The 18,014-nt window shown below is 55.5% G+C and carries 21 protein-coding genes; 13 read left to right on the top strand and 8 right to left on the bottom strand.

Going from position 1 to position 18,014, the window contains the following annotated elements; translation table 11 throughout:
• Positions 1 to 20 precede the first annotated feature (20 nt).
• On the top strand, positions 21 to 470 hold the full coding sequence (gene rpiB / locus DL239_RS13090) for a ribose 5-phosphate isomerase B (RefSeq protein WP_167684547.1): 450 nt from the start codon (positions 21 to 23) through the stop codon (positions 468 to 470).
• A gap of 91 nt (positions 471 to 561) precedes the next feature.
• On the opposite strand, the gene dapB is transcribed toward rpiB, so the two are convergent.
• Complete coding sequence (gene dapB / locus DL239_RS13085; RefSeq protein WP_167684546.1) at positions 562 to 1,371, bottom strand: 4-hydroxy-tetrahydrodipicolinate reductase; 810 nt, start codon at positions 1,369 to 1,371, stop codon at positions 562 to 564.
• Positions 1,372 to 1,459: 88 nt separating this feature from the next.
• On the opposite strand from dapB, the gene rbfA reads away from it, so the two are divergent.
• The 6 genes from rbfA (at position 1,460) to rpsO (ending at position 4,993) form a co-directional block, all read left to right on the top strand.
• Positions 1,460 to 1,852, top strand: coding sequence for a 30S ribosome-binding factor RbfA (gene rbfA, locus DL239_RS13080; protein ID WP_167684545.1), 393 nt, complete (start codon positions 1,460 to 1,462; stop codon positions 1,850 to 1,852).
• Positions 1,849 to 2,583: a phosphodiester glycosidase family protein gene (locus DL239_RS13075; protein ID WP_369410569.1), complete on the top strand. Its 735-nt coding sequence runs from the start codon at positions 1,849 to 1,851 to the stop codon at positions 2,581 to 2,583. The genes rbfA and DL239_RS13075 overlap by 4 nt, the downstream gene beginning before the upstream one ends.
• Before the next feature lie 78 nt (positions 2,584 to 2,661).
• Entirely contained in the window at positions 2,662 to 3,567 is a 906-nt protein-coding gene (gene truB, locus DL239_RS13070; RefSeq protein ID WP_167684544.1) for a tRNA pseudouridine(55) synthase TruB, read from the top strand.
• Positions 3,568 to 3,636: 69 nt separating this feature from the next.
• Positions 3,637 to 4,143, top strand: coding sequence for a DUF1643 domain-containing protein (locus DL239_RS13065; RefSeq protein ID WP_167684543.1), 507 nt, complete (start codon positions 3,637 to 3,639; stop codon positions 4,141 to 4,143).
• Positions 4,144 to 4,236: 93 nt separating this feature from the next.
• Positions 4,237 to 4,539 (top strand): hypothetical protein, encoded by a 303-nt coding sequence (locus DL239_RS13060; RefSeq protein ID WP_167684542.1) that lies wholly within the window; start codon positions 4,237 to 4,239, stop codon positions 4,537 to 4,539.
• Positions 4,540 to 4,723: 184 nt separating this feature from the next.
• Complete coding sequence (gene rpsO, locus DL239_RS13055) at positions 4,724 to 4,993, top strand: 30S ribosomal protein S15 (protein WP_167684541.1); 270 nt, start codon at positions 4,724 to 4,726, stop codon at positions 4,991 to 4,993.
• Between the two features lie 71 nt (positions 4,994 to 5,064).
• Here the strand turns inward: rpsO and DL239_RS13050 are convergent, their stop codons facing one another.
• Positions 5,065 to 6,414, bottom strand: coding sequence for a pyridoxal phosphate-dependent decarboxylase family protein (locus DL239_RS13050; RefSeq protein WP_167684540.1), 1,350 nt, complete (start codon positions 6,412 to 6,414; stop codon positions 5,065 to 5,067).
• Positions 6,415 to 6,476: 62 nt separating this feature from the next.
• Between DL239_RS13050 and DL239_RS13045 the strand changes: the two genes are divergently transcribed.
• Positions 6,477 to 6,803 (top strand): ArsR/SmtB family transcription factor, encoded by a 327-nt coding sequence (locus tag DL239_RS13045; protein ID WP_167684539.1) that lies wholly within the window; start codon positions 6,477 to 6,479, stop codon positions 6,801 to 6,803.
• Here the strand turns inward: DL239_RS13045 and DL239_RS13040 are convergent.
• On the bottom strand, positions 6,800 to 7,690 hold the full coding sequence (locus tag DL239_RS13040; protein WP_240931858.1) for a DMT family transporter: 891 nt from the start codon (positions 7,688 to 7,690) through the stop codon (positions 6,800 to 6,802). The two genes, DL239_RS13045 and DL239_RS13040, sit on opposite strands and share 4 nt — an antisense overlap.
• A 305-nt stretch (positions 7,691 to 7,995) precedes the next feature.
• Between DL239_RS13040 and pnp the strand changes: the two genes are divergently transcribed.
• The 3 genes from pnp to DL239_RS13025 all read left to right on the top strand — a co-directional run bounded on the left by pnp (position 7,996) and on the right by DL239_RS13025 (position 11,947).
• Complete coding sequence (gene pnp, locus DL239_RS13035; RefSeq protein WP_167684538.1) at positions 7,996 to 10,131, top strand: polyribonucleotide nucleotidyltransferase; 2,136 nt, start codon at positions 7,996 to 7,998, stop codon at positions 10,129 to 10,131.
• Positions 10,132 to 10,260: 129 nt separating this feature from the next.
• The gene (locus tag DL239_RS13030; RefSeq protein ID WP_167684537.1) at positions 10,261 to 11,130 is read left to right on the top strand and encodes a glycosyltransferase family 2 protein; all 870 of its coding nucleotides are present in this window, start codon (positions 10,261 to 10,263) and stop codon (positions 11,128 to 11,130) included.
• Between the two features lie 43 nt (positions 11,131 to 11,173).
• Positions 11,174 to 11,947: a glycosyltransferase family 25 protein gene (locus tag DL239_RS13025; RefSeq protein ID WP_167684536.1), complete on the top strand. Its 774-nt coding sequence runs from the start codon at positions 11,174 to 11,176 to the stop codon at positions 11,945 to 11,947.
• A 9-nt stretch (positions 11,948 to 11,956) separates the two neighbouring features.
• On the opposite strand, the gene DL239_RS13020 is transcribed toward DL239_RS13025, so the two are convergent.
• Both DL239_RS13020 and DL239_RS13015 read right to left on the bottom strand, forming a co-directional pair.
• The gene (locus tag DL239_RS13020; RefSeq protein ID WP_167684535.1) at positions 11,957 to 12,685 is read right to left on the bottom strand and encodes a hypothetical protein; all 729 of its coding nucleotides are present in this window, start codon (positions 12,683 to 12,685) and stop codon (positions 11,957 to 11,959) included.
• Between the two features lie 118 nt (positions 12,686 to 12,803).
• A complete protein-coding gene (locus DL239_RS13015) occupies positions 12,804 to 13,454 on the bottom strand; it encodes a peroxiredoxin (RefSeq protein WP_167684534.1) in 651 nt (216 codons plus the stop codon).
• Between the two features lie 273 nt (positions 13,455 to 13,727).
• On the opposite strand from DL239_RS13015, the gene DL239_RS13010 reads away from it, so the two are divergent.
• Entirely contained in the window at positions 13,728 to 15,167 is a 1,440-nt protein-coding gene (locus DL239_RS13010; protein WP_167684533.1) for an aldehyde dehydrogenase family protein, read from the top strand.
• A gap of 66 nt (positions 15,168 to 15,233) precedes the next feature.
• Here DL239_RS13010 and DL239_RS13005 read toward each other — a convergent pair whose 3' ends face one another.
• The 3 genes from DL239_RS13005 to DL239_RS12995 form a co-directional block, all read right to left on the bottom strand.
• Positions 15,234 to 15,989, bottom strand: coding sequence for an SDR family oxidoreductase (locus tag DL239_RS13005; RefSeq protein WP_167684532.1), 756 nt, complete (start codon positions 15,987 to 15,989; stop codon positions 15,234 to 15,236).
• 121 nt (positions 15,990 to 16,110) lie between these two features.
• Positions 16,111 to 16,554, bottom strand: coding sequence for a glyoxalase superfamily protein (locus tag DL239_RS13000; RefSeq protein WP_167684531.1), 444 nt, complete (start codon positions 16,552 to 16,554; stop codon positions 16,111 to 16,113).
• Between the two features lie 268 nt (positions 16,555 to 16,822).
• Complete coding sequence (locus tag DL239_RS12995; RefSeq protein ID WP_167684530.1) at positions 16,823 to 17,476, bottom strand: RluA family pseudouridine synthase; 654 nt, start codon at positions 17,474 to 17,476, stop codon at positions 16,823 to 16,825.
• 107 nt (positions 17,477 to 17,583) lie between these two features.
• Between DL239_RS12995 and DL239_RS12990 the strand changes: the two genes are divergently transcribed.
• Positions 17,584 to 17,994, top strand: a complete 411-nt coding sequence (locus tag DL239_RS12990; RefSeq protein WP_167684529.1) for a nuclear transport factor 2 family protein — start codon at positions 17,584 to 17,586, stop codon at positions 17,992 to 17,994.
• The last annotated feature ends 20 nt before the right edge of the window (positions 17,995 to 18,014 follow it).

Raw genomic sequence — 18,014 nt, 5'->3', positions numbered from 1 at the left:
GACAAACGGGATTACACCTCATGACTGCCAGCAAACGCATCGCCATCTCTAGCGATCACGCCGACATTCCGCTTCGCCAGACCATTGCCAACCATGTTGCGTCGCAGGGGTGGGAAGTGGTTGATATTGGCCCCACCACACCAGAAAGCACCGACTACCCGGTTCACGGCAAAGCTGCTGCAGATCTGGTTGCCTCGGGTGATTGCCAGCTGGGCATCCTGCTGTGCGGGACCGGTCAGGGCATCATGATGGCTGCCAACAAAGTACCTGGAATCCGCTGCGGTATCTGCTCTGACACCTTCTCGGCCGCAATGATCCGTCAACACAACGATGCCAACATGCTGTCGCTCGGCGCGCGCGTTGTGGGTAAAGGCTTGGCCCTTGCTATCGTCGACGCCTTCCTGAATGCCGAGTTCGAAGGCGGCCGTCACGCCACCCGCGTGGACATGATCGAACCAGCGAACAGCTAATCGTTCACTTGGGGCAAAAGACATAGGTTTCTTTTTGCCCCAAATACTCCTGCCACAGGCAGCGGCCCAAGGGCCGCTCCTTCAACGTCTGTTACAGGCCCAGAACATCCAGCATGTCATACTGGCCCGCTGCCTTGCCCTGCCCCCACAGCGCCGCCTTTAGCGCGCCACGGGCAAAAATCGCACGGTCGGTCGCCATGTGACGCAGCACGATGCGTTCTCCGGCGGCGGCAAACAGCACGTCATGTTCGCCCACGATGTCACCGCCGCGAATGGCACTGAACCCGATGTCGCCCCGCTTGCGCGCACCTGTAATCCCGTCGCGGCCACTGTCCGACACATCCGACAGTTTCACACCACGTCCTTCAGCCGCAGCTTCGCCCAGCATCAGGGCTGTTCCCGATGGTGCATCAACCTTGTGGTGATGGTGCGCTTCGATCACCTCGATATCAAAATCCTCGTCCAGCGCCGCCGCGACCTTTTTGGTCAGCTGAACCAACAGGTTCACACCCAAGCTCATGTTGCCGGCCCGCACAATGACTGCATCCCGTGCAGCGGGCTCTAACCGTGCAATCTGCTCTTCGGACATGCCAGTGGTACCAATCACATGGACCGTCTGGGTCTGTGCAGCCAATGCGGCAAACTCCAGTGTCGCCTGAGGGGCGGTGAAATCAATCACCGCCTGCGCCTTACTAAATGCCTTTAGCGCGTCATCAGTAACGGTAACACCAATCGCCGCACCGCCCATGGCTTCGCCAACGTCCTGACCGACCCAAGCATGACCTGAACGCTCAACCACGCCAACCAGCCGCGTCTTGTCGCTGTCAAGCACAGTGCGGATCAGCATCTGCCCCATCCGCCCTGACCCACCGGTAATCACGATCCCTGGCTTATCCACCATCTGCCCAACCCTTTTCTCACAAGCTGCTTTTTTCCTAACCGCTCTGGCACCGCTTGGCAAAGTCTCACTTTGCGCTTAGATCGGATGTATGGCTAAGAACAAATTCAATGATGGTGCTCCTTCTCAACGACAACTGCGTGTTGGCGAACTCATCCGACGTGCCCTGTCGGAAGTGTTGGCGCGTGGTGACGTACATGATGCCGAGCTGAACCGTCTCTCTATCACCGTCGGCGAGGTCCGTACCTCTCCCGACCTCCGTATCGCCACCTGCTATGTGCTGCCATTGGGCGGCAAGGGCAAAGAGGACGTGCTGAAACTGCTCGCCAAGAACATGGGAGAGATTCGGCGACTGGTTGGCAAGAAGACCGCACTAAAGCACACGCCCGAATTCCGGTTCCGTTTGGATGAAACCTTTGACCGGATGGACGAAACAGAGCGCCTGCTGAACCAGGAAGCGGTGCGCCGCGACATCGAAGAGTGATCAGGGCGCTGCTGGTACTGCTGGCAGCGCTTTGTGCTGCCCCTGTTGCAGCGGTTGAATGCAACGATATCACCTATGACGGCAGCCGTTATACGGTTTGCGAGGTGGATGCCTCTAACGAGCAGCTACGCCTGTTCCTGCGCGATGAGCGCGGCACGGTCTATGGCAGTTTCTCTTCAATCGACGCAGCCTTGGAATCTGAGGGCAAAAAGCTCGCGTTTGCCACCAACGCCGGCATGTACCACGCCGACCGCTCACCGGTTGGTCTGTACATTGAAGACCAGCAACAACAGATGCGACTGATCCCCAATGCAGGTCCCGGTAATTTTGGCTTGCTGCCTAACGGGGTTTTCTGCATCCGCAAGGGCCGCGCTGATGTCTATGAAAGCCTGAAATTTCGCGATTCGGGTATCAACTGCACCCACGCGACCCAATCCGGCCCGATGCTGGTGATCGACGGAGAGCTGCACCCCCGGTTCCTGGTCGATTCGACTTCGTTTTACATCCGCAACGGCGTTGGCACCTCGGCTGATGGCAAACGGGTGGTTTTTGCCATCTCGCGCAATGCTGTCACCTTTCACCAGTTCGGTCGCCTGTTCCGGGACCACCTGAAACTTCCCAGTGCCTTGTATTTCGACGGCAACATCTCGCGCCTGCACGCGCCCTCGGTGGGACGTAGCGATAATGGGTTTATGATGGGTCCGGTGGTGGGTGTAGTTACAGACAAATAGCGCAGTTTCGCCAACTGGAATTGACAGCCCTCCCCCCATCAGCTACGCCGCGCGCCTCACTGTAATTCGGGGAACGACATGGCACGCAAACGCAAAGGCCGCGATATTTCTGGTTGGTTGGTGGTGGACAAACCCGCCGGCATCACCTCGACCTCGGTCGTGAACAAGGTCCGTTGGGCGTTGGAAGCCAAGAAAGCAGGCCATGCAGGCACGCTTGACCCCGATGCAACTGGCGTTCTGGCAGTCGCTCTGGGCGAGGCCACCAAGACAGTTCCCTATATCACCGACGCACTAAAAGCCTATCGGTTCACCGTGCGGTTAGGTCAGGCTACCAACACCGATGACGCTGAAGGCGAAGTGATTGCCTCCAGCGATACGCGCCCCAGCGATGACGAGATCATCGCCGCCCTGCCGCAGTTCCTTGGCGATATCATGCAGGTGCCGCCGAAATTTTCGGCCGTGAAAATCGACGGCCAGCGCGCTTATAAACTGGCCCGCGCCGACGAAGAGTTTGAAATCGCCGCTCGCCCCCTCTGGGTCGAAGAGCTGCTGCTGGTCGATCGCCCCGATGCCGATCACGTGACGTTGGAAATGACCTGCGGCAAGGGCGGTTATGTCCGCTCCATCGCGCGGGATCTGGGCGACAAACTGGGATGTCACGGTCACGTGCGCGAATTGCGCCGGATCTGGTCTGGCCCGTTTGAAGTGGAAAACGGTCTGACCCTTGAACGGGTCAATGAGCTGGCCCGGACACCGGAACTGGATGAATTCATCCAGCCACTGGAAATCGGCCTGGAGGACCTTCCTGAACTGAAATGCACCCCCGAGGGCGCTGCCAAGCTGCGCAACGGCAATCCTGGTATGGTGCTGGCCGCCACCGTTGAATACGGCGACGAGGCCTGGGCCTCCCTCGACGGCCAGGCGGTGGCCGTTGGAACCTACAAGGCTGGCGAATTGCATCCAAGCCGGGTGTTTGTTCGCTAATCCGTTTGGCCCGGCATCAACGCCGGGCTTTGACTTGCCTAACCCACACCATAGTGACATCCCTGCCCCATGATCACACGCTCCCATACCAAGGGCGACGCGCCCTCGACTGCGGTTTATTCCGACTGTGAAACCTATCGCTATAGCCTTACCCGCGTCTGGGATGACGCTGGGGATAAGGTGATGTTTGTGATGTTGAACCCATCCACCGCAACCGAGGTGCAGAACGACCCCACCATCGAGCGCTGTGAGCGACGGGCTAGGTCACTGGGATTTGGCGGGTTTCGGGCCACCAACATTTTCGCCTACCGCGCCACCGATCCGCGTGACATGCGCGCAGCTGCCGATCCGGCTGGCCCGGACAATGAGGCTGCAATTCTGGCCGGGCTGGGCTGGGCCGATCAGGTCGTCTGCGCCTGGGGCACCAATGGTGAGCATCTGAACCAAGGGCCACGCATCGAGGCCCTGCTGCGCGCCCGTGGCCGGGCGTTACATCAACTGGGGCTTAGCAAATCAGGACATCCAAAACACCCGCTATACATCGCTTACACCCAAGTCCCCCAGCCGTGGGAATAAATTAGATCTCCCGGCATGCAGTAGCCCATGTCCTAGATTTGTTTTGAAACATGGCGCATCCTGTGAGATACGCTGGTCGCAAGGGTCAACGATGTGCTGACCTTGGGCGACGGTGCAGATCATGTCACTGCTGGGCATTGGATTAATGCAGGCGTCTCTACTCTGATCTTGGACTTCGATTCCACTGAGGATCAGCTAGTAGTACTACGTAGTTTTCAGAATCAACCGGATCCGGACACCGAAATTGAGGCTGTCTCGAACACACCAGATCAGAGCATCATTCGTGCCAACGGAACAGAGGCACTGCGGGTTAACTCCCCTGCCGGGATTTCGTTGAACGAAGTTGTCTTGATAGATCAAACCGGCAGCACCCTGCCCGGCCTACCGACAACCTAGTCCAAAGGCGGGCATCAGCTCAGCCAAGCAGTTTACCTTTGCCATTCTCACCAAAACTGCCTATATCCGCGCATCCGCCACGGATTCGCACGTTTGTGCTGTCTGGGGTGGGGACTACTCCATGGGCCTGTGCTGGACGACATCCCGGCCTGCGCCATTCACACAAACCTAATAGGAGACCCCGATGTCGATCACAGTTGAAGAAAAAAACCGCCTGATGAAAGAGTTCGCAATCAAGGAAGGCGACACCGGTTCGCCAGAAGTCCAGGTTGCCATTCTGACCTCGCGCATCACGACGCTAACTGAGCATTTCAAAACCCACAAGAAAGACAACCACGGTCGTCGTGGTCTTTTGAAAATGGTTGCTCTGCGCCGCAAGCTGCTGGATTACACCAAAGGCAAAGATGAGGCCCGTTACCAGGACCTGATCAAACGTCTGGGCATCCGCCGCTAAGAATACCGATCCATTTGGATCTGGAAACGCCCACTCATCTGAGTGGGCGTTTTTTTGTTGGGTAGGATATTTTAGCCCTTTGGTCCGATGCGTAGCAGCAAATCAATCAACCGATCCACATGGGTATCTTTGGTCCGGAACGAAGACAGGCTGATCCGAAACGCTGGTCGCTCCTGCCAAACGGATCCGCCAAACCACGAGGTGCCGCTATCCTGTACCTGCTTCAGAATGGATTGCGTTGCCGCATCGTCGACACCACGCACCAACACCTGATTTAGCACCACACGGTTCAACACCTCAAACCCGGCCTCTCGCAACACATCGCCAATGCGCTGCGCCTGCGCGTGGTGGGTTTCGACCATCTCGGCAACTCCACTACGGCCAAGGCTACGCAATGCCGCCCAGATTGGAATGCCCCGCGCCCGGCGTGAAAACTCTAGCGTCAGGTTCTTTTGTGCGTCTGCTGAGGCGGTTGAGTAAGCCGCATCACTGTTCATAACCCGCGCCAAGGCCTGCGGGTCACGGCAGATCGCCATCGCCCCGTCATAAGGCGTATTCAGCCACTTGTGGCCGTCGGTGGTCCAACTGTCGGCACCCTCAATCCCCAATGTCAGATCGCGCAGCTTTGGTGCCGCCCGCGCCCACAGGCCAAAGGCGCCGTCCACGTGCACCCAAGCCCCTGCCGCCTTGGCGCGTGGAATGATCTCGGCGAAGTGGTCAAACTCCCCTGTATTCACCTCGCCCGCCTGCAGGACCAGAATGGTTTGCGGGTCCATCGGGGGGAGTTGATCAGGAATGATCCGGCCCTGCCCGTCCACCGGAGCCTTTTGCACGCGCGCCCAGCCAAACCCGAGGATCTGAAGCGCCTTGCGCACGGTGACATGGGTAGATGCAGGGACGATCACCTTGATTTCTGGTGCGCCCATCAGGCCATCATTCACCACATCCCAGCCGATGCGATCCAGCAACGCGGCCCGCGCCGCCGCGAGACAGCTTAACCCGCAGGCCGTAGCCGAAGTACCAAAGGCAACTGCGCTTTCCCGTGGCAGGTCCAGAATATCCAGCAACCAACGCCCGGCTTGTTTTTCCAACACATCGGCAACTGGGCTGCCATCGCTTGTCGAGGCACATTGATCCCAGGCCAATGCCAACCGTTCGGCCGCTGATGCTGCGGGTAGGCTGGCGCCAATGACAAAGCCAAAATAGTTCGGACCGTTCGAGGCGACGGTTGCTGGTGACCCCAGCGAATCCATCATTGAAATTGTCTCGCTTGCGGGCCGCCCGGCATCTGGCAGATCCTCTTGGAAACCACCCAGTGCCGCCAGTTCTGCATCCCCCGGAAACACCCGTCGGCCCTCGATACCTGCAACATAGGCCTGCGCCCGCTGGTCAGCATCCTGTAGCAACTCAAGCTCATTCATGGCATTCTCCCTGCGATCAGCCGATTCTATATCGGGAAAAATCTATATAGGCATCCATCTATATGAACAAGCCTTTGCTAGATACTGTCCCTACCCTGCGCGCACTGGCGGCTCCACAACGCGCACAAATCATGGATTGGCTACTGGACCCCTGCGCCCATTTCCCACCTCAGATCGACGGTGATCTGGTCGACGATGGTGTTTGCGTTGGCGCAATTACCGACAAAACCGGTCTGTCTCAGCCAACTGTAACATCCCACATGAAGACGCTCGAGTCCGCCGGATTAGTGACGTCGCAAAAGATCAAGAACTGGGTGTTCTACAAGGCGGATCGCACAGCACTAGACCAAATCTCCCAAGTCTTTGAACAGGCGGCCAGCAGCGACTAGGCGAGGACTTCAGACCTACTTTTTGAACCTGCATACGTGACCAGCAAAGCGGCCAGAGTGATAGCGAATACGCCTAACAGCCCCCACACGCCCGGAACGTTCGAAAACAGCACAATGTCAAAGCCAAGCGCCCAGATCAAACCGGTAAAATCGAATGGGGCCAAAGCACTGACTGGGGCCCGCGCCATAGCCTCGTTGGAAACGATGTGACCAACACCACCGATCAATCCAGCTAAGGCCAGCAATCCTAGTTGAACCCAACCCAGATCCGGCCAGCCAAACGGCAGGGTCGCCAACCCCGCTAACGCGGCTACCACGGCGAAATAAAATGCGATTGTTGACGACCGTTCTGTCAGTGTCATTCGCTTGGTATGCACCTTAACAAAGGCCATGGTAACGGCAAAGCACAGGCCAGCTGCGACACCGATCACCGCACCTTCGCCGGGCAGTGACATGGCCTCCCACAGCAGTGCTATGACACCAGCGAAACCAATTATGACGGCGCCTATAATCGCCTTGGTCAATCTCTCGCCCAGCATAACCGCGGCCAGCGGCAGCACTAGGACCGGAGCCAGATAACCAATGGCCTGAACATTTGCGACAGGTAGATAGGCTAGGGCCAAAAACGACAACGCCATCGAGAAAGCCCCGAATAGGCTGCGCACAACATGCAAACCTGGTTTGTGCGTCCGCAAGGCATGGGGGAACTCGCCTCGGGCAGCCATGTATAGACAAATCGGAATCAAGGCGACCGCCGAGCGCCAGAAAATGATCTGCCCCAGTGCCGCCTCTTTCGCCACAGCGTGAATAACTGCCGACATCGCAGTCATCAGGAATGCGGCCAGCAATCGCAGTCCGACGCCTTGCAGGAAATCATTTTGGTTCAAATTTCTTAATCCATCACTCGTCACGAGTGGAGCCTAGATTGCAGGACAGAGCCGAACAACCTAAAGATGCACCGCCTTGATGGACAGGTTGCTTACTTTTCGACCCTAAACTCGGCAAATCCTCTCCGACATGCGATGTTATTGCATTGAACCTTTCTTTTTTGCCAAAAACCCTATAACGCGAGGCAATCTGGAATGGGGCATCCGAGACCCGAGCCCCAGATTCGAAGGATAGGGTCGCGAGCATGGGCTCGCATTTTTCCGGCCAAAGGGGATACGCCCTGGCGGCCTACGTAGGAAACGTGATGTTTAACGTAACAAAGAAATCGATCCAGTGGGGCGAAGAGACGCTGACACTGGAAACCGGCAAAGTTGCTCGTCAGGCTGACGGCTCGGTTATCGCCACTCTGGGCGAAACCTCGGTCATGGCCAACGTAACTTTTGCCCGCAAGCAAAAACCCGGCCAGGACTTCTTTCCCCTGACCGTGCATTACCAAGAAAAATACTATGCCGCCGGTAAAGTACCGGGTGGCTTCTTCAAGCGTGAGGCTCGCCCCACCGAGAAGGAAACACTGACCGCACGTCTGATCGACCGTCCGATCCGCCCGCTGTTCGTTCCTGGCTTCAAAAACGAAGTTCTGGTGATGTGCACCGTGCTGTCCCACGATCTGGTCAACGACCCAGACATGGTTGCAATGATCGCGGCATCTGCTGCTCTGACCATCTCTGGTGCTCCGTTCATGGGCCCAATCGCCAGCTGCCGCGTCGGCTTTGAAGATGGCGATTATGTTCTGAACCCAACTGTTGACGACATGCAGGACCTGCGCCTGAACCCTGAGCAGCGTCTGGACCTGGTTGTTGCCGGTACCAAAGACGCCGTGATGATGGTTGAGTCGGAAGCATACGAACTGACCGAAGCAGAAATGCTGGGTGCGGTGAACTTTGCTCACGAGCAGATCCAGCCGGTTATCGACCTGATCATTGATCTGGCCGAAGATTGCGCCAAAGAACCGTTCGACTTTGCAGCACCTGACTACTCAGAGCTGTTCGAAGCCGTTAAGGCCGCTGGCGACGCTGACATGCGCGCTGCATTCGCGATCAGCGACAAGCAAGAGCGTACCTCTGCTGTTGCCGCTGCACGTGACACCATCAAAGCTGCCCTGACCGAAGAGCAACTGGACGACGCGAACCTCGGTTCCGCTCTGAAAAAGCTCGAAGCTGGCATCCTGCGCGGTGACGTTGTTAAAACTGGTGTTCGTATCGACGGTCGTAAGACTGACGAGATCCGCCCAATCGTTTCGGAAACTGGCCTGCTGCCACGGACCCACGGCTCGGCTCTGTTCACCCGTGGCGAAACTCAGGGTCTGGTTGTCACCACTCTGGGCACCGGCGACGACGAGCAGTTCATCGACGCTCTACACGGCAACTTCAAATCTAACTTCCTGCTGCACTATAACTTCCCTCCCTACTCGGTTGGTGAAGTTGGTCGTGTTGGTGGCCCGGGCCGTCGCGAAATCGGTCACGGTAAACTGGCATGGCGTGCGCTTCAGGCTGTTCTGCCTGCTTCGACTGATTTCCCATACACCATCCGTTTGGTGTCTGAGATCACCGAATCAAACGGTTCGTCCTCGATGGCTTCTGTCTGCGGCGGTTCGCTGTCGATGATGGACGCTGGTGTACCTCTGAAAGCACCGGTTGCTGGCGTTGCAATGGGTCTGATCCTGGAAGAAGACGGCTCCTATGCGATCCTGTCCGACATCCTGGGTGACGAAGACCACCTCGGCGACATGGACTTCAAAGTGGCCGGTACCGAAAAAGGTATCACTTCGCTGCAGATGGACATCAAGATTGCAGGCATCACACCTGAAATCATGGAAAAAGCATTGGCTCAGGCCAAGGCTGGCCGTGTCCACATCCTGGGTGAGATGGCAAACGCACTGACCGAAGCTTCTGACTTCTCGGTTCACGCGCCTCGCATCGAAACCATGCAGGTTCCAACCGACAAGATCCGTGAAGTGATCGGTTCGGGTGGTAAAGTGATCCGTGAAATCGTTGAAGTGTCCGGCGCTAAGGTCGATATCAACGACGACGGCATCATCAAGATCGCTAGCCCGAACGGCGAGTCGATCAAAAAAGCCTACGACATGATCTATTCGATCGTGGCCGAGCCTGAAGAAGGTGCCATCTACACCGGTACAGTTGTGAAGATCGTCGACTTCGGCGCCTTCGTGAACTTCTTTGGCAAGCGCGACGGTCTGGTACACGTATCCCAGATCGAAAACCGCCGCCTGAACCACCCTTCGGACGTTCTGAAGGAAGGCCAGGAAGTAAAAGTCAAACTGCTGGGCTTTGACGACCGCGGCAAGGTTCGCCTGTCGATGAAGATCGTTGACCAGGCAACTGGCGAAGAGATCAAGCCAGAAGAGAAAAAGGCTGACTAAGCCTGTTTTCTTGTGAAATTAGAAGGGCCCTGCTGGCGACGGCAGGGCCTTTTTTGAATAGCAACAAAATTGCTAATTGCTATAAAAGGTTAGAGTTGTTCTCGCATGCCTTGTTGCTAGAAAGAAGATATGAACCAATCATCCCCTGCCGAACGTGTCTCCGTCGTTTCTGTTTGCTTCAACAGCAATGAAGTCGTGCGCAAGATGATTAAAACCATTCCGCCAGAGTGTCAGATCATACTGGTCGATAATGGGTCTGACGACATCCAGGTGCTTCACGAACTTACTGATGAAGCTAATACCCGCTTAATTGCGAACGATGAAAATAAAGGTTTTGGTTCTGCCTGTAATCAAGGCGCACAACTGGCTGACCGAGATTTTTTGTTATTCCAGAACCCGGACACTTTGCTGTCCGAAAATACAGTTCAGGAAATGGTTCTTGCTGCAGACCGAAACCCTAGTGCCAGCGCCTTTAATCCGCGTATCTCAAACGAAAATGGATCGCCATATTTCAAACGCGGTAGCTGCCTGATTTCGTCAGCAGAGAAAATGCCACGTGGCTGGCCTGAACAGGATCAGGAAGTCAGTATTTTGTCTGGTGCATCCTTGATGGTAAGGCGAAAAGACTTTGAGGCCATTTCCGGTTTTGACCCAGCCATTTTTCTTTATCATGAAGATGACGACCTAGCCCTTCGCCTGCGATCTGAGTGTGGCTCATTAATGTTCGTTCGGAACGCTTTGGTGACCCACGCGCAGGGTCAATCCACCGCCACGACCCCCACAATAGCCGCCCTCAAGGCTTTTCATATGGGGCAATCACGTGTTTACACGGCACGTAAACACAATCGTAGCTTCCCCTTTTCTCGCGCCCTTGGGCTTGCGATTTTTCAACTTTTTTCACCCGTTGTTTTGCTCTCCAAACGGAAGAGATCAAAGCAAGTTGCCTTTTTGAAAGGCGTTCTTAAGTCATCCGAACTGTCCTCTAGCCAAAACATCTAACCGGCTTTTTGATACCCTTGGCAAACAACTCTGGGCCTGCACCATGCGCATCATCCTGATTAGTCTCAAATCTCAAACCTCTCGCCGAACGTTTCAAGAGCAACAGATGATGGAACTCGGCCTAGCATATGAACGCTTTGAAGCCATTACACCGAAGACGCTTTCCACTGAATACCAAGCCATCGACCGAAAGAAATGGGAGCGAACTGTCACAGAGAACGAAATGGCCTGTTTAGCCAGTCATCGGGAAGTATGGCGATCAGTCGCCTCTGGGTCAGAGCCGGCTTTAATCTTGGAAGATGACGCCATTCTTGCAAAATATACTGCTAATTTTCTGTCAGACCTTGAACAGAAGACGGGTATTGATCACGCAACTTTAGAAGTGCGCAAACGTAAAAAGATCATATCGAGAAACGCCTCGTTTCACTGTCAAAACGCGAACTTGCATCGCCTGTATCTCGACCGCAGTGGCGCAGCTGCTTACGTTTTGTGGCCTAATGGTGCTAGAAAGCTCTTATTGGCAAGTGAGGGCCGCGCAGTGTTGGCAGATGCCGTCATATGTTCAACCTATGCACTACGCTCTTTTCAAACGGTTCCAGGCATCGCAATGCAATCCGATCAATGTGCATTGTACGGTTTCACCTCACCTCTCACGACTCAATCTATGTTGGCACGCCCCAAAGGCCCCGATGCAGTCAAGACACCAGCCCAAGTCTGGAGGCGGGTAATTTCCCAGATCAAACAAGGGCTACGGCTTTGGACAATTTTCCTGGGCGGTCGACGCAAGCACATCCCCGTAGACAGCGACGCGTTTTAGCCGCTTCGCTTACCACCAAGATGTACGTTCACGACGATGCAGCGCCTTTACTCTGGCAAATGCATTGTCTTCAGTTTGAAGACGAATAAACACGTGTTTCAGTACACGGCCCAGAAGCCCCTCTTTGGCCTGACGGTCAATTCGCCAACGCATATTCCGCAGTGTGTCATCAGTTCCAATCGTTAGCATCGAAAGGCCACTGAAAATCGGAACCAAGTGCCGACTGAGATGCTCGACCTTGGATTGGTCCACTTCTTCATCACCAATATTCTTAATGTAACGCTCTGATTCATAAGTCTTCATTGTGTTGACCATAAGGCCAATGGAAAGTGCGGTTGCCCTGTTTTCGGGTGCCGGATCCAGGTCCGCAAAACTGTCGGTCGCAGCTACGATCCAGCGCAGGTTTAGATGTTCGAGCAGAAATTCTTCCTCTGCTTCCCACATTTTCTTTAATTCCGTAAAAGCCTCCTCGGCCTTGAAGTCCCGGCGTATCAGGACAATCAGGCGGGCGTGTTCGAAAACAAGTTCCGGCTGGCCGGAGAATTCAGAGCGCAGTGCCTCAAAATGAGCATTAACATCATCGCCGGATCCACGGGTCTGGACAACTTCTCCACCATCAATGATCGAGGTTTTTAATGCCTCATAGTCACCATCAAGAGATTTCAGTTCCGCCCCGAACCGCCTGCGATGGCGACTTAGGGAAAAGAACTTTTCCCAACGTTTCTTATCTCTTTTCACCAGGAAACCCCGCATTTCTGACTGGGCTCATCAAACAGGTTTGTACACGTCGGTCAACTGGGCGAAAACTAACCAAGCGGGCTGCAGTTAATCCTGCAACCCGTTTCGGCATTTTATTCTAACCCGGCGCCTTCGTCTTACGCAGGTACGGAAGGATAGTCTCGAACTCACCAAACTTCGCTTTGGCTTCCTCGTTAGATACTGGAACTGGAATAATAACATCCTCGCCCGGCATCCAGTTGGCTGGTGTAGCAACCCCTTTGGCTGACATCTGCAGCCCGTCCAGTGCCCGTAAGATCTCGGCGAAATTACGCCCCACTGACATCGGGTATGTCATCGACAGTTTCAGCTGTTTGTCTGGGCCGATAATAAACACGCTACGAACAGTTTGACTGTCAGCAGGGGTGGGCTTGTCCGGCAGGTGGGCTTCGGCTGGCAGCATGTCAAAGGCCTTGGACACCTCCAGCCCCTTGTCCGCAATGATAGGGAAGCCTGGCGCGGAATTACCGTATTTCTCAATATCCAGCTTCCACTTCTTGTGGTCCTCGACGCCGTCAACCGACACGCCGATCACCTTGGTGCTCCGGGCGGCCCATTCATCAGCTAGCTGCGCGACAGCCGAGAATTCGGTGGTACACACCGGTGTGAAATCTTTGGGGTGGGAAAACAGAATTGCCCAGCTATCACCAATCCAGTCGTGAAACGTCACCGTTCCCTGGTCTGTCTCGGCAGTAAAATTCGGAACCACATCGTTAATGCGCAGGCCCATGTTATTCTCCTCTCCTGTGAAACGGGCGCTGAATAAGCACCCAAGCAATCCTTGTTCCGTAACGTTACACCCCCTTGGAAATGACACCAGAAGAAATCAACACATCAACCATTCGTTACAAGAAAGGGCTTCCTGCCAAGGTCTGAGGTCTCCCCTTTTAGTAATTTGATCAAATTATCTAGTCAGCCCCTTGCCGAGTCTGGAACACAGTGACAAAGTAGCGTCAATTCCCCGACCGCCCGGTCGGGAACAGTATGTTTGGGAGCATCGGACATGATCGAGAAACGCGATTTTTACATCAACGGCCAGTGGGTCGCCCCGTCACAATCCAATGATTTTGCGGTCATCGACCCTTCGACGGAAGACGCCTGTGCGGTGATTTCTCTTGGGGCTGAGGCAGATACCAACGCCGCAGTAGCCGCCGCCAAGGCCGCACTGCCAGGATGGATGGCAACACCCCCGGCCGAACGTATTGCCATGGTCGAGAAGCTGGTAGAGGCATACCAAACCCGAGGCGAGGATCTGGCTCAGGCGATGTCTGTTGAAATGGGCGCCCCCATTGATATGGCGCGCAGCCAGCAGGTGGGCGCTGGCATCTACCATTTGAAAAACTTCATTCGGGCCGCCAAAAAGTTTCAGTTTGAAAAGCCACTCGGCGATCACGCCCCCAATGACATGATCATCCACGAGGCGGTCGGAGTTGCTGCGCTGATTACCCCGTGGAACTGGCCTATGAACCAGATCACGCTCAAGGTGGGCGCGGCGGCGATTTCTGGCTGTACCATGGTTCTGAAGCCGTCCGAGCAAAGCCCGTTGAATGCGATGATCTTTGCCGAGATGATGGACGAGGCAGGCTTCCCGCCTGGCGTGTTTAACCTCGTCAATGGCGATGGTGTAGGCGTCGGTTCGGCTCTGACGGCACATCCAGATGTTGATATGGTGTCGTTTACTGGCTCCACCCGTGCGGGCACTGCGATTTCCAAGTCGGCAGCCGAGACCCTGAAGAAGGTTCACCTGGAACTGGGTGGCAAAGGTGCCAACGTGATTTTTGACGATGCCGACGAAAAGGCTGTCAAACGCGGCGTGCTGCACATGATGAACAACACTGGCCAGAGCTGTAATGCACCCAGCCGGATGTTGGTGCAGCGTGGTATCTATGATCAGGCCGTCGCCACCGCTGTCGAAGTTGCCAACAAGGTCAGCGTTGGTCCGGCCTCCGAAGAAGGTCGCCACATTGGGCCCGTAGTGAACGAACTACAGTGGGGTAAGATCCAAGACTTGATCCAGGCAGGTATCGACGAAGGCTCCAAATTGGTTGCCGGTGGCACAGGTCGCCCTGACGGGTTGAACAAGGGTTTCTATGTCAAGCCAACCATTTTCGCCGACGTGAACAACCAGATGGTTGTGGCACGCGAGGAAATCTTTGGCCCGGTTCTGGCAATGATCCCTTTCGACACTGAAGAAGAGGCTATCGAGATCGCCAATGACACGCCTTACGGTCTGACCAACTACGTCCAGACTCAGGACATGGCACGCGCCAACCGCATGGCACGTCAGCTGCGGTCGGGCATGGTTGAGATGAACGGTCAGTCCCGCTCGGCCGGATCCCCATTTGGCGGCATGAAGCAGTCCGGCAATGGTCGCGAAGGTGGCAGCTGGGGCATCGAGGACTTCTTGGAGGTCAAAGCTGTTGGTGGCTGGACTGCTGAGTAAGTTCAGCATCACATCTTGATGGAAGCCGCCCAAACCGGGCGGCTTTCCTTTTATTGGAGGTTCGTTTTAAACTAGCCGAACTGACACTCCACCATCTGCCAGCACCGGGCTACCCGTTACAAACCCCGCTCGATCTGACAGTAAAAATAGCGCCACTTGGGCAATCTCTGTCGGTTGCGCCATCCGCTTCAACGCATGCAGTCCGGAAATAAACGCATGAGCCTCGGCGTCATCGCCAGCCATCGCCGTCAACGTACCACCGGGCAGCAACGTGTTTACCCGCACCCCATTGGCGCCATGATCTGCTGCCAGCGATTGCGCCAGCCCGACCAACCCGGCTTTGGCCGCAGCATAGGCTCCCATCCCCGGCATTCCACCATTAGAATGACCAACAAATGATGATGTAAACAGGATCGAGCCACCGCCACGTTTCTCGATCTCTGGGACTTGCGCTTTGGCGGCGTAAAAACCACTGGTCAAATTGGTCCCGATGACCGCATTCCAAGTTTCGACCGACATCTCACCAACGGGGCACATGTCACCCATCATACCTGCGTTATTAAATGCTCCGTCCAATCCACCATAGCTTTCTACAGCCAAATCAACCAAAGCCTGAGCATAGTCAGCATCGGTGACATCCCCAGCCAGCGTCACCACCGAACCGTTGCTTTGCAGGATTTGACCGGCGACCTGATCCAATTCTTTGCCTCGCCGCGCCCCCAGCACCACATTGGCACCTTCGGCAGCGAACAGCAGGGCTGCTGCTGCACCAATTCCGCTGCTGGCTCCGGTGATGATGATAGTCTTATCGTTAAGTTCCATTATGTGGCCTCCATGTTTTAATCACAGATCCACATGACCGTCCTGTATGGCCTCCGGCGACCCGTTTCCTGCTCTCTTGTTTCACGGTTGGCAAAAGGAGCAAGAAACGGGTCTCTAAGAGTCAATTGGGCGATGTCAGTTCAACAACCAAATGCGGCACACCATCCGAGGTTTTTCTGGCCGACCGACCATCCCAACCAATCGTCCCGCTGACCCGCTGGCGGAAGTTTGAAAAGCTGTCGAACTTTACCACATCAACCGGGTCGTCAAAATGCAGGGTGATCCGGCGTTGGTCGCCGTCGCCAAGCACAGTCAGACTGCGAATTGTGGCCACAAACCGTTGTCCCATATAGCGACCTTGCACACGATCCCCGACACGCAGGTGCAGTTTATTGCCAGCCTGTGCACACAAAGTGTTCCAGTCCCGCATACCGTGTTGCTGCGCCAATAGTTCTAGCGACTTGCTGTGGCCGATCTTGATGCCACTGGATTGAAGTTTGTCACGCAAGCGTTTTGCCTGCACTTTCAGCTCCGAAACCGGAGCCAGATTAGGGGTATTCATCATCTTTGCCTCGTCCAATATCAACGGGCGCGTTTGTTCTGACGGGGCTCGCATTACCATCTGGCGCGCCATGATGTTGGGCGGAAGATGTAGAACTAGCAGGTTTCACCATAGCCAATTGGCCGCGAGCAGCAGGGGACCTGAACCTGCGGCGTAGATAGGCATCTGCGAGCCGTGGGTCAATCCCTAGCAGTTTTTATGCTCTTCGGCCAAAAGACCAAGGGTCTTACCATGCCCCAACCGCCCAAAGGATGATGAATTTGGAACAGAATCAGAAGTCTGGTTTGGCACGAAACTTGATGGATTGGCTGGTCTCTGGGTGCTTTACCCGCAGTTCCTGCGAATGCAGCATCATACGGTCATGCTCTCTGGCGTCACCAGAAGCATAAAGCGGGTCACCCAGAATCGAATGGCCCAGCGCCATCATATGCACCCGTAATTGATGCGTTCGGCCGGTCTTGGGCGTCAGCCGCACGCGGGTTTCATCTGCGCCGTATTTGACAACGTTCCAATCCGTGACCGATGCTTTGCCGGTATCGTGGCACACCATCTGCCGCGGCCGGTTGGGCCAATCCACGATCAATGGCAGATCCACAGTTCCCGTGCGCGGCTCAAGTCGGCCAACAATGCGCGCGACATACACTTTACGGGTAGTACGTTCCTGGAACTGCGCCGACAGGTTACGCTGTGCATGGGGCGTCAGGGCAAAAACGATCACACCCGAGGTGTCGCGGTCTAGCCGATGCACCAACAGTGCCTCGGGAAATGCGGCTTGCACCCGTGTCAGCAGGCAATCAGCAAGGTGATCACCCCGCCCCGGCACTGAAAGCAATCCTGCCGGTTTGTTCACCGCCACGATCTGGGCGTCGGAATGCAGGTACTCTAACGGGTCCTGCGGTGGGGTATATTCGCTTGAAACTGCCATAAGCGCCTGCCTAGCGCCTGCGGACTGCGGGGGCAAGTTCCCGTAACGTCGTGCTTGTCCAGTTCTACACGGCAACGCAGGATCGGATAAACCCAAGAGAGAACTCAATGCATTCGACAATCAGCCATATGATGGAGGTGGTGGCCAAGGGCGACGACTCCAAAATCGCCGCGTTACTGGCCGAAGATGTGCAGTTTATGCCCCCCACATATTGGAAAACCTGGACAGGTCGTGCGCCAGTAGCAGCGGTGCTTGGCCATGTTGGTCAGGTGTTCAGCGACTTTAGCTATCGCCGTGTCATGGGGGATGGCAACGACTGGGCAGTAGAATTCCAGTGCAAAATCGGCGAGTTTGACGCCGTTGGGGTAGACCTGATCACCTTGAACGACGACGGATTGATTCAATTGTTTGAGGTCACCATGCGCCCGTACAAAAGCGTCGGGGCCCTGCGTGAGGCGATGAACGCGCGGGTGATGACAGATGCCAGGTTTCTGAAGTTCCGCGAGGCTCTCAGTTGATTGGCATCGACCAAATTCTA

Origin of the sequence: Parasedimentitalea denitrificans, from assembly GCF_011813015.1 — a bacterium.
GTDB lineage: Bacteria > Pseudomonadota > Alphaproteobacteria > Rhodobacterales > Rhodobacteraceae > Parasedimentitalea > Parasedimentitalea denitrificans.
Note: the sequence above shows the minus strand (reverse complement) of the source record. Positions and strands in the feature narration are given on the sequence as shown.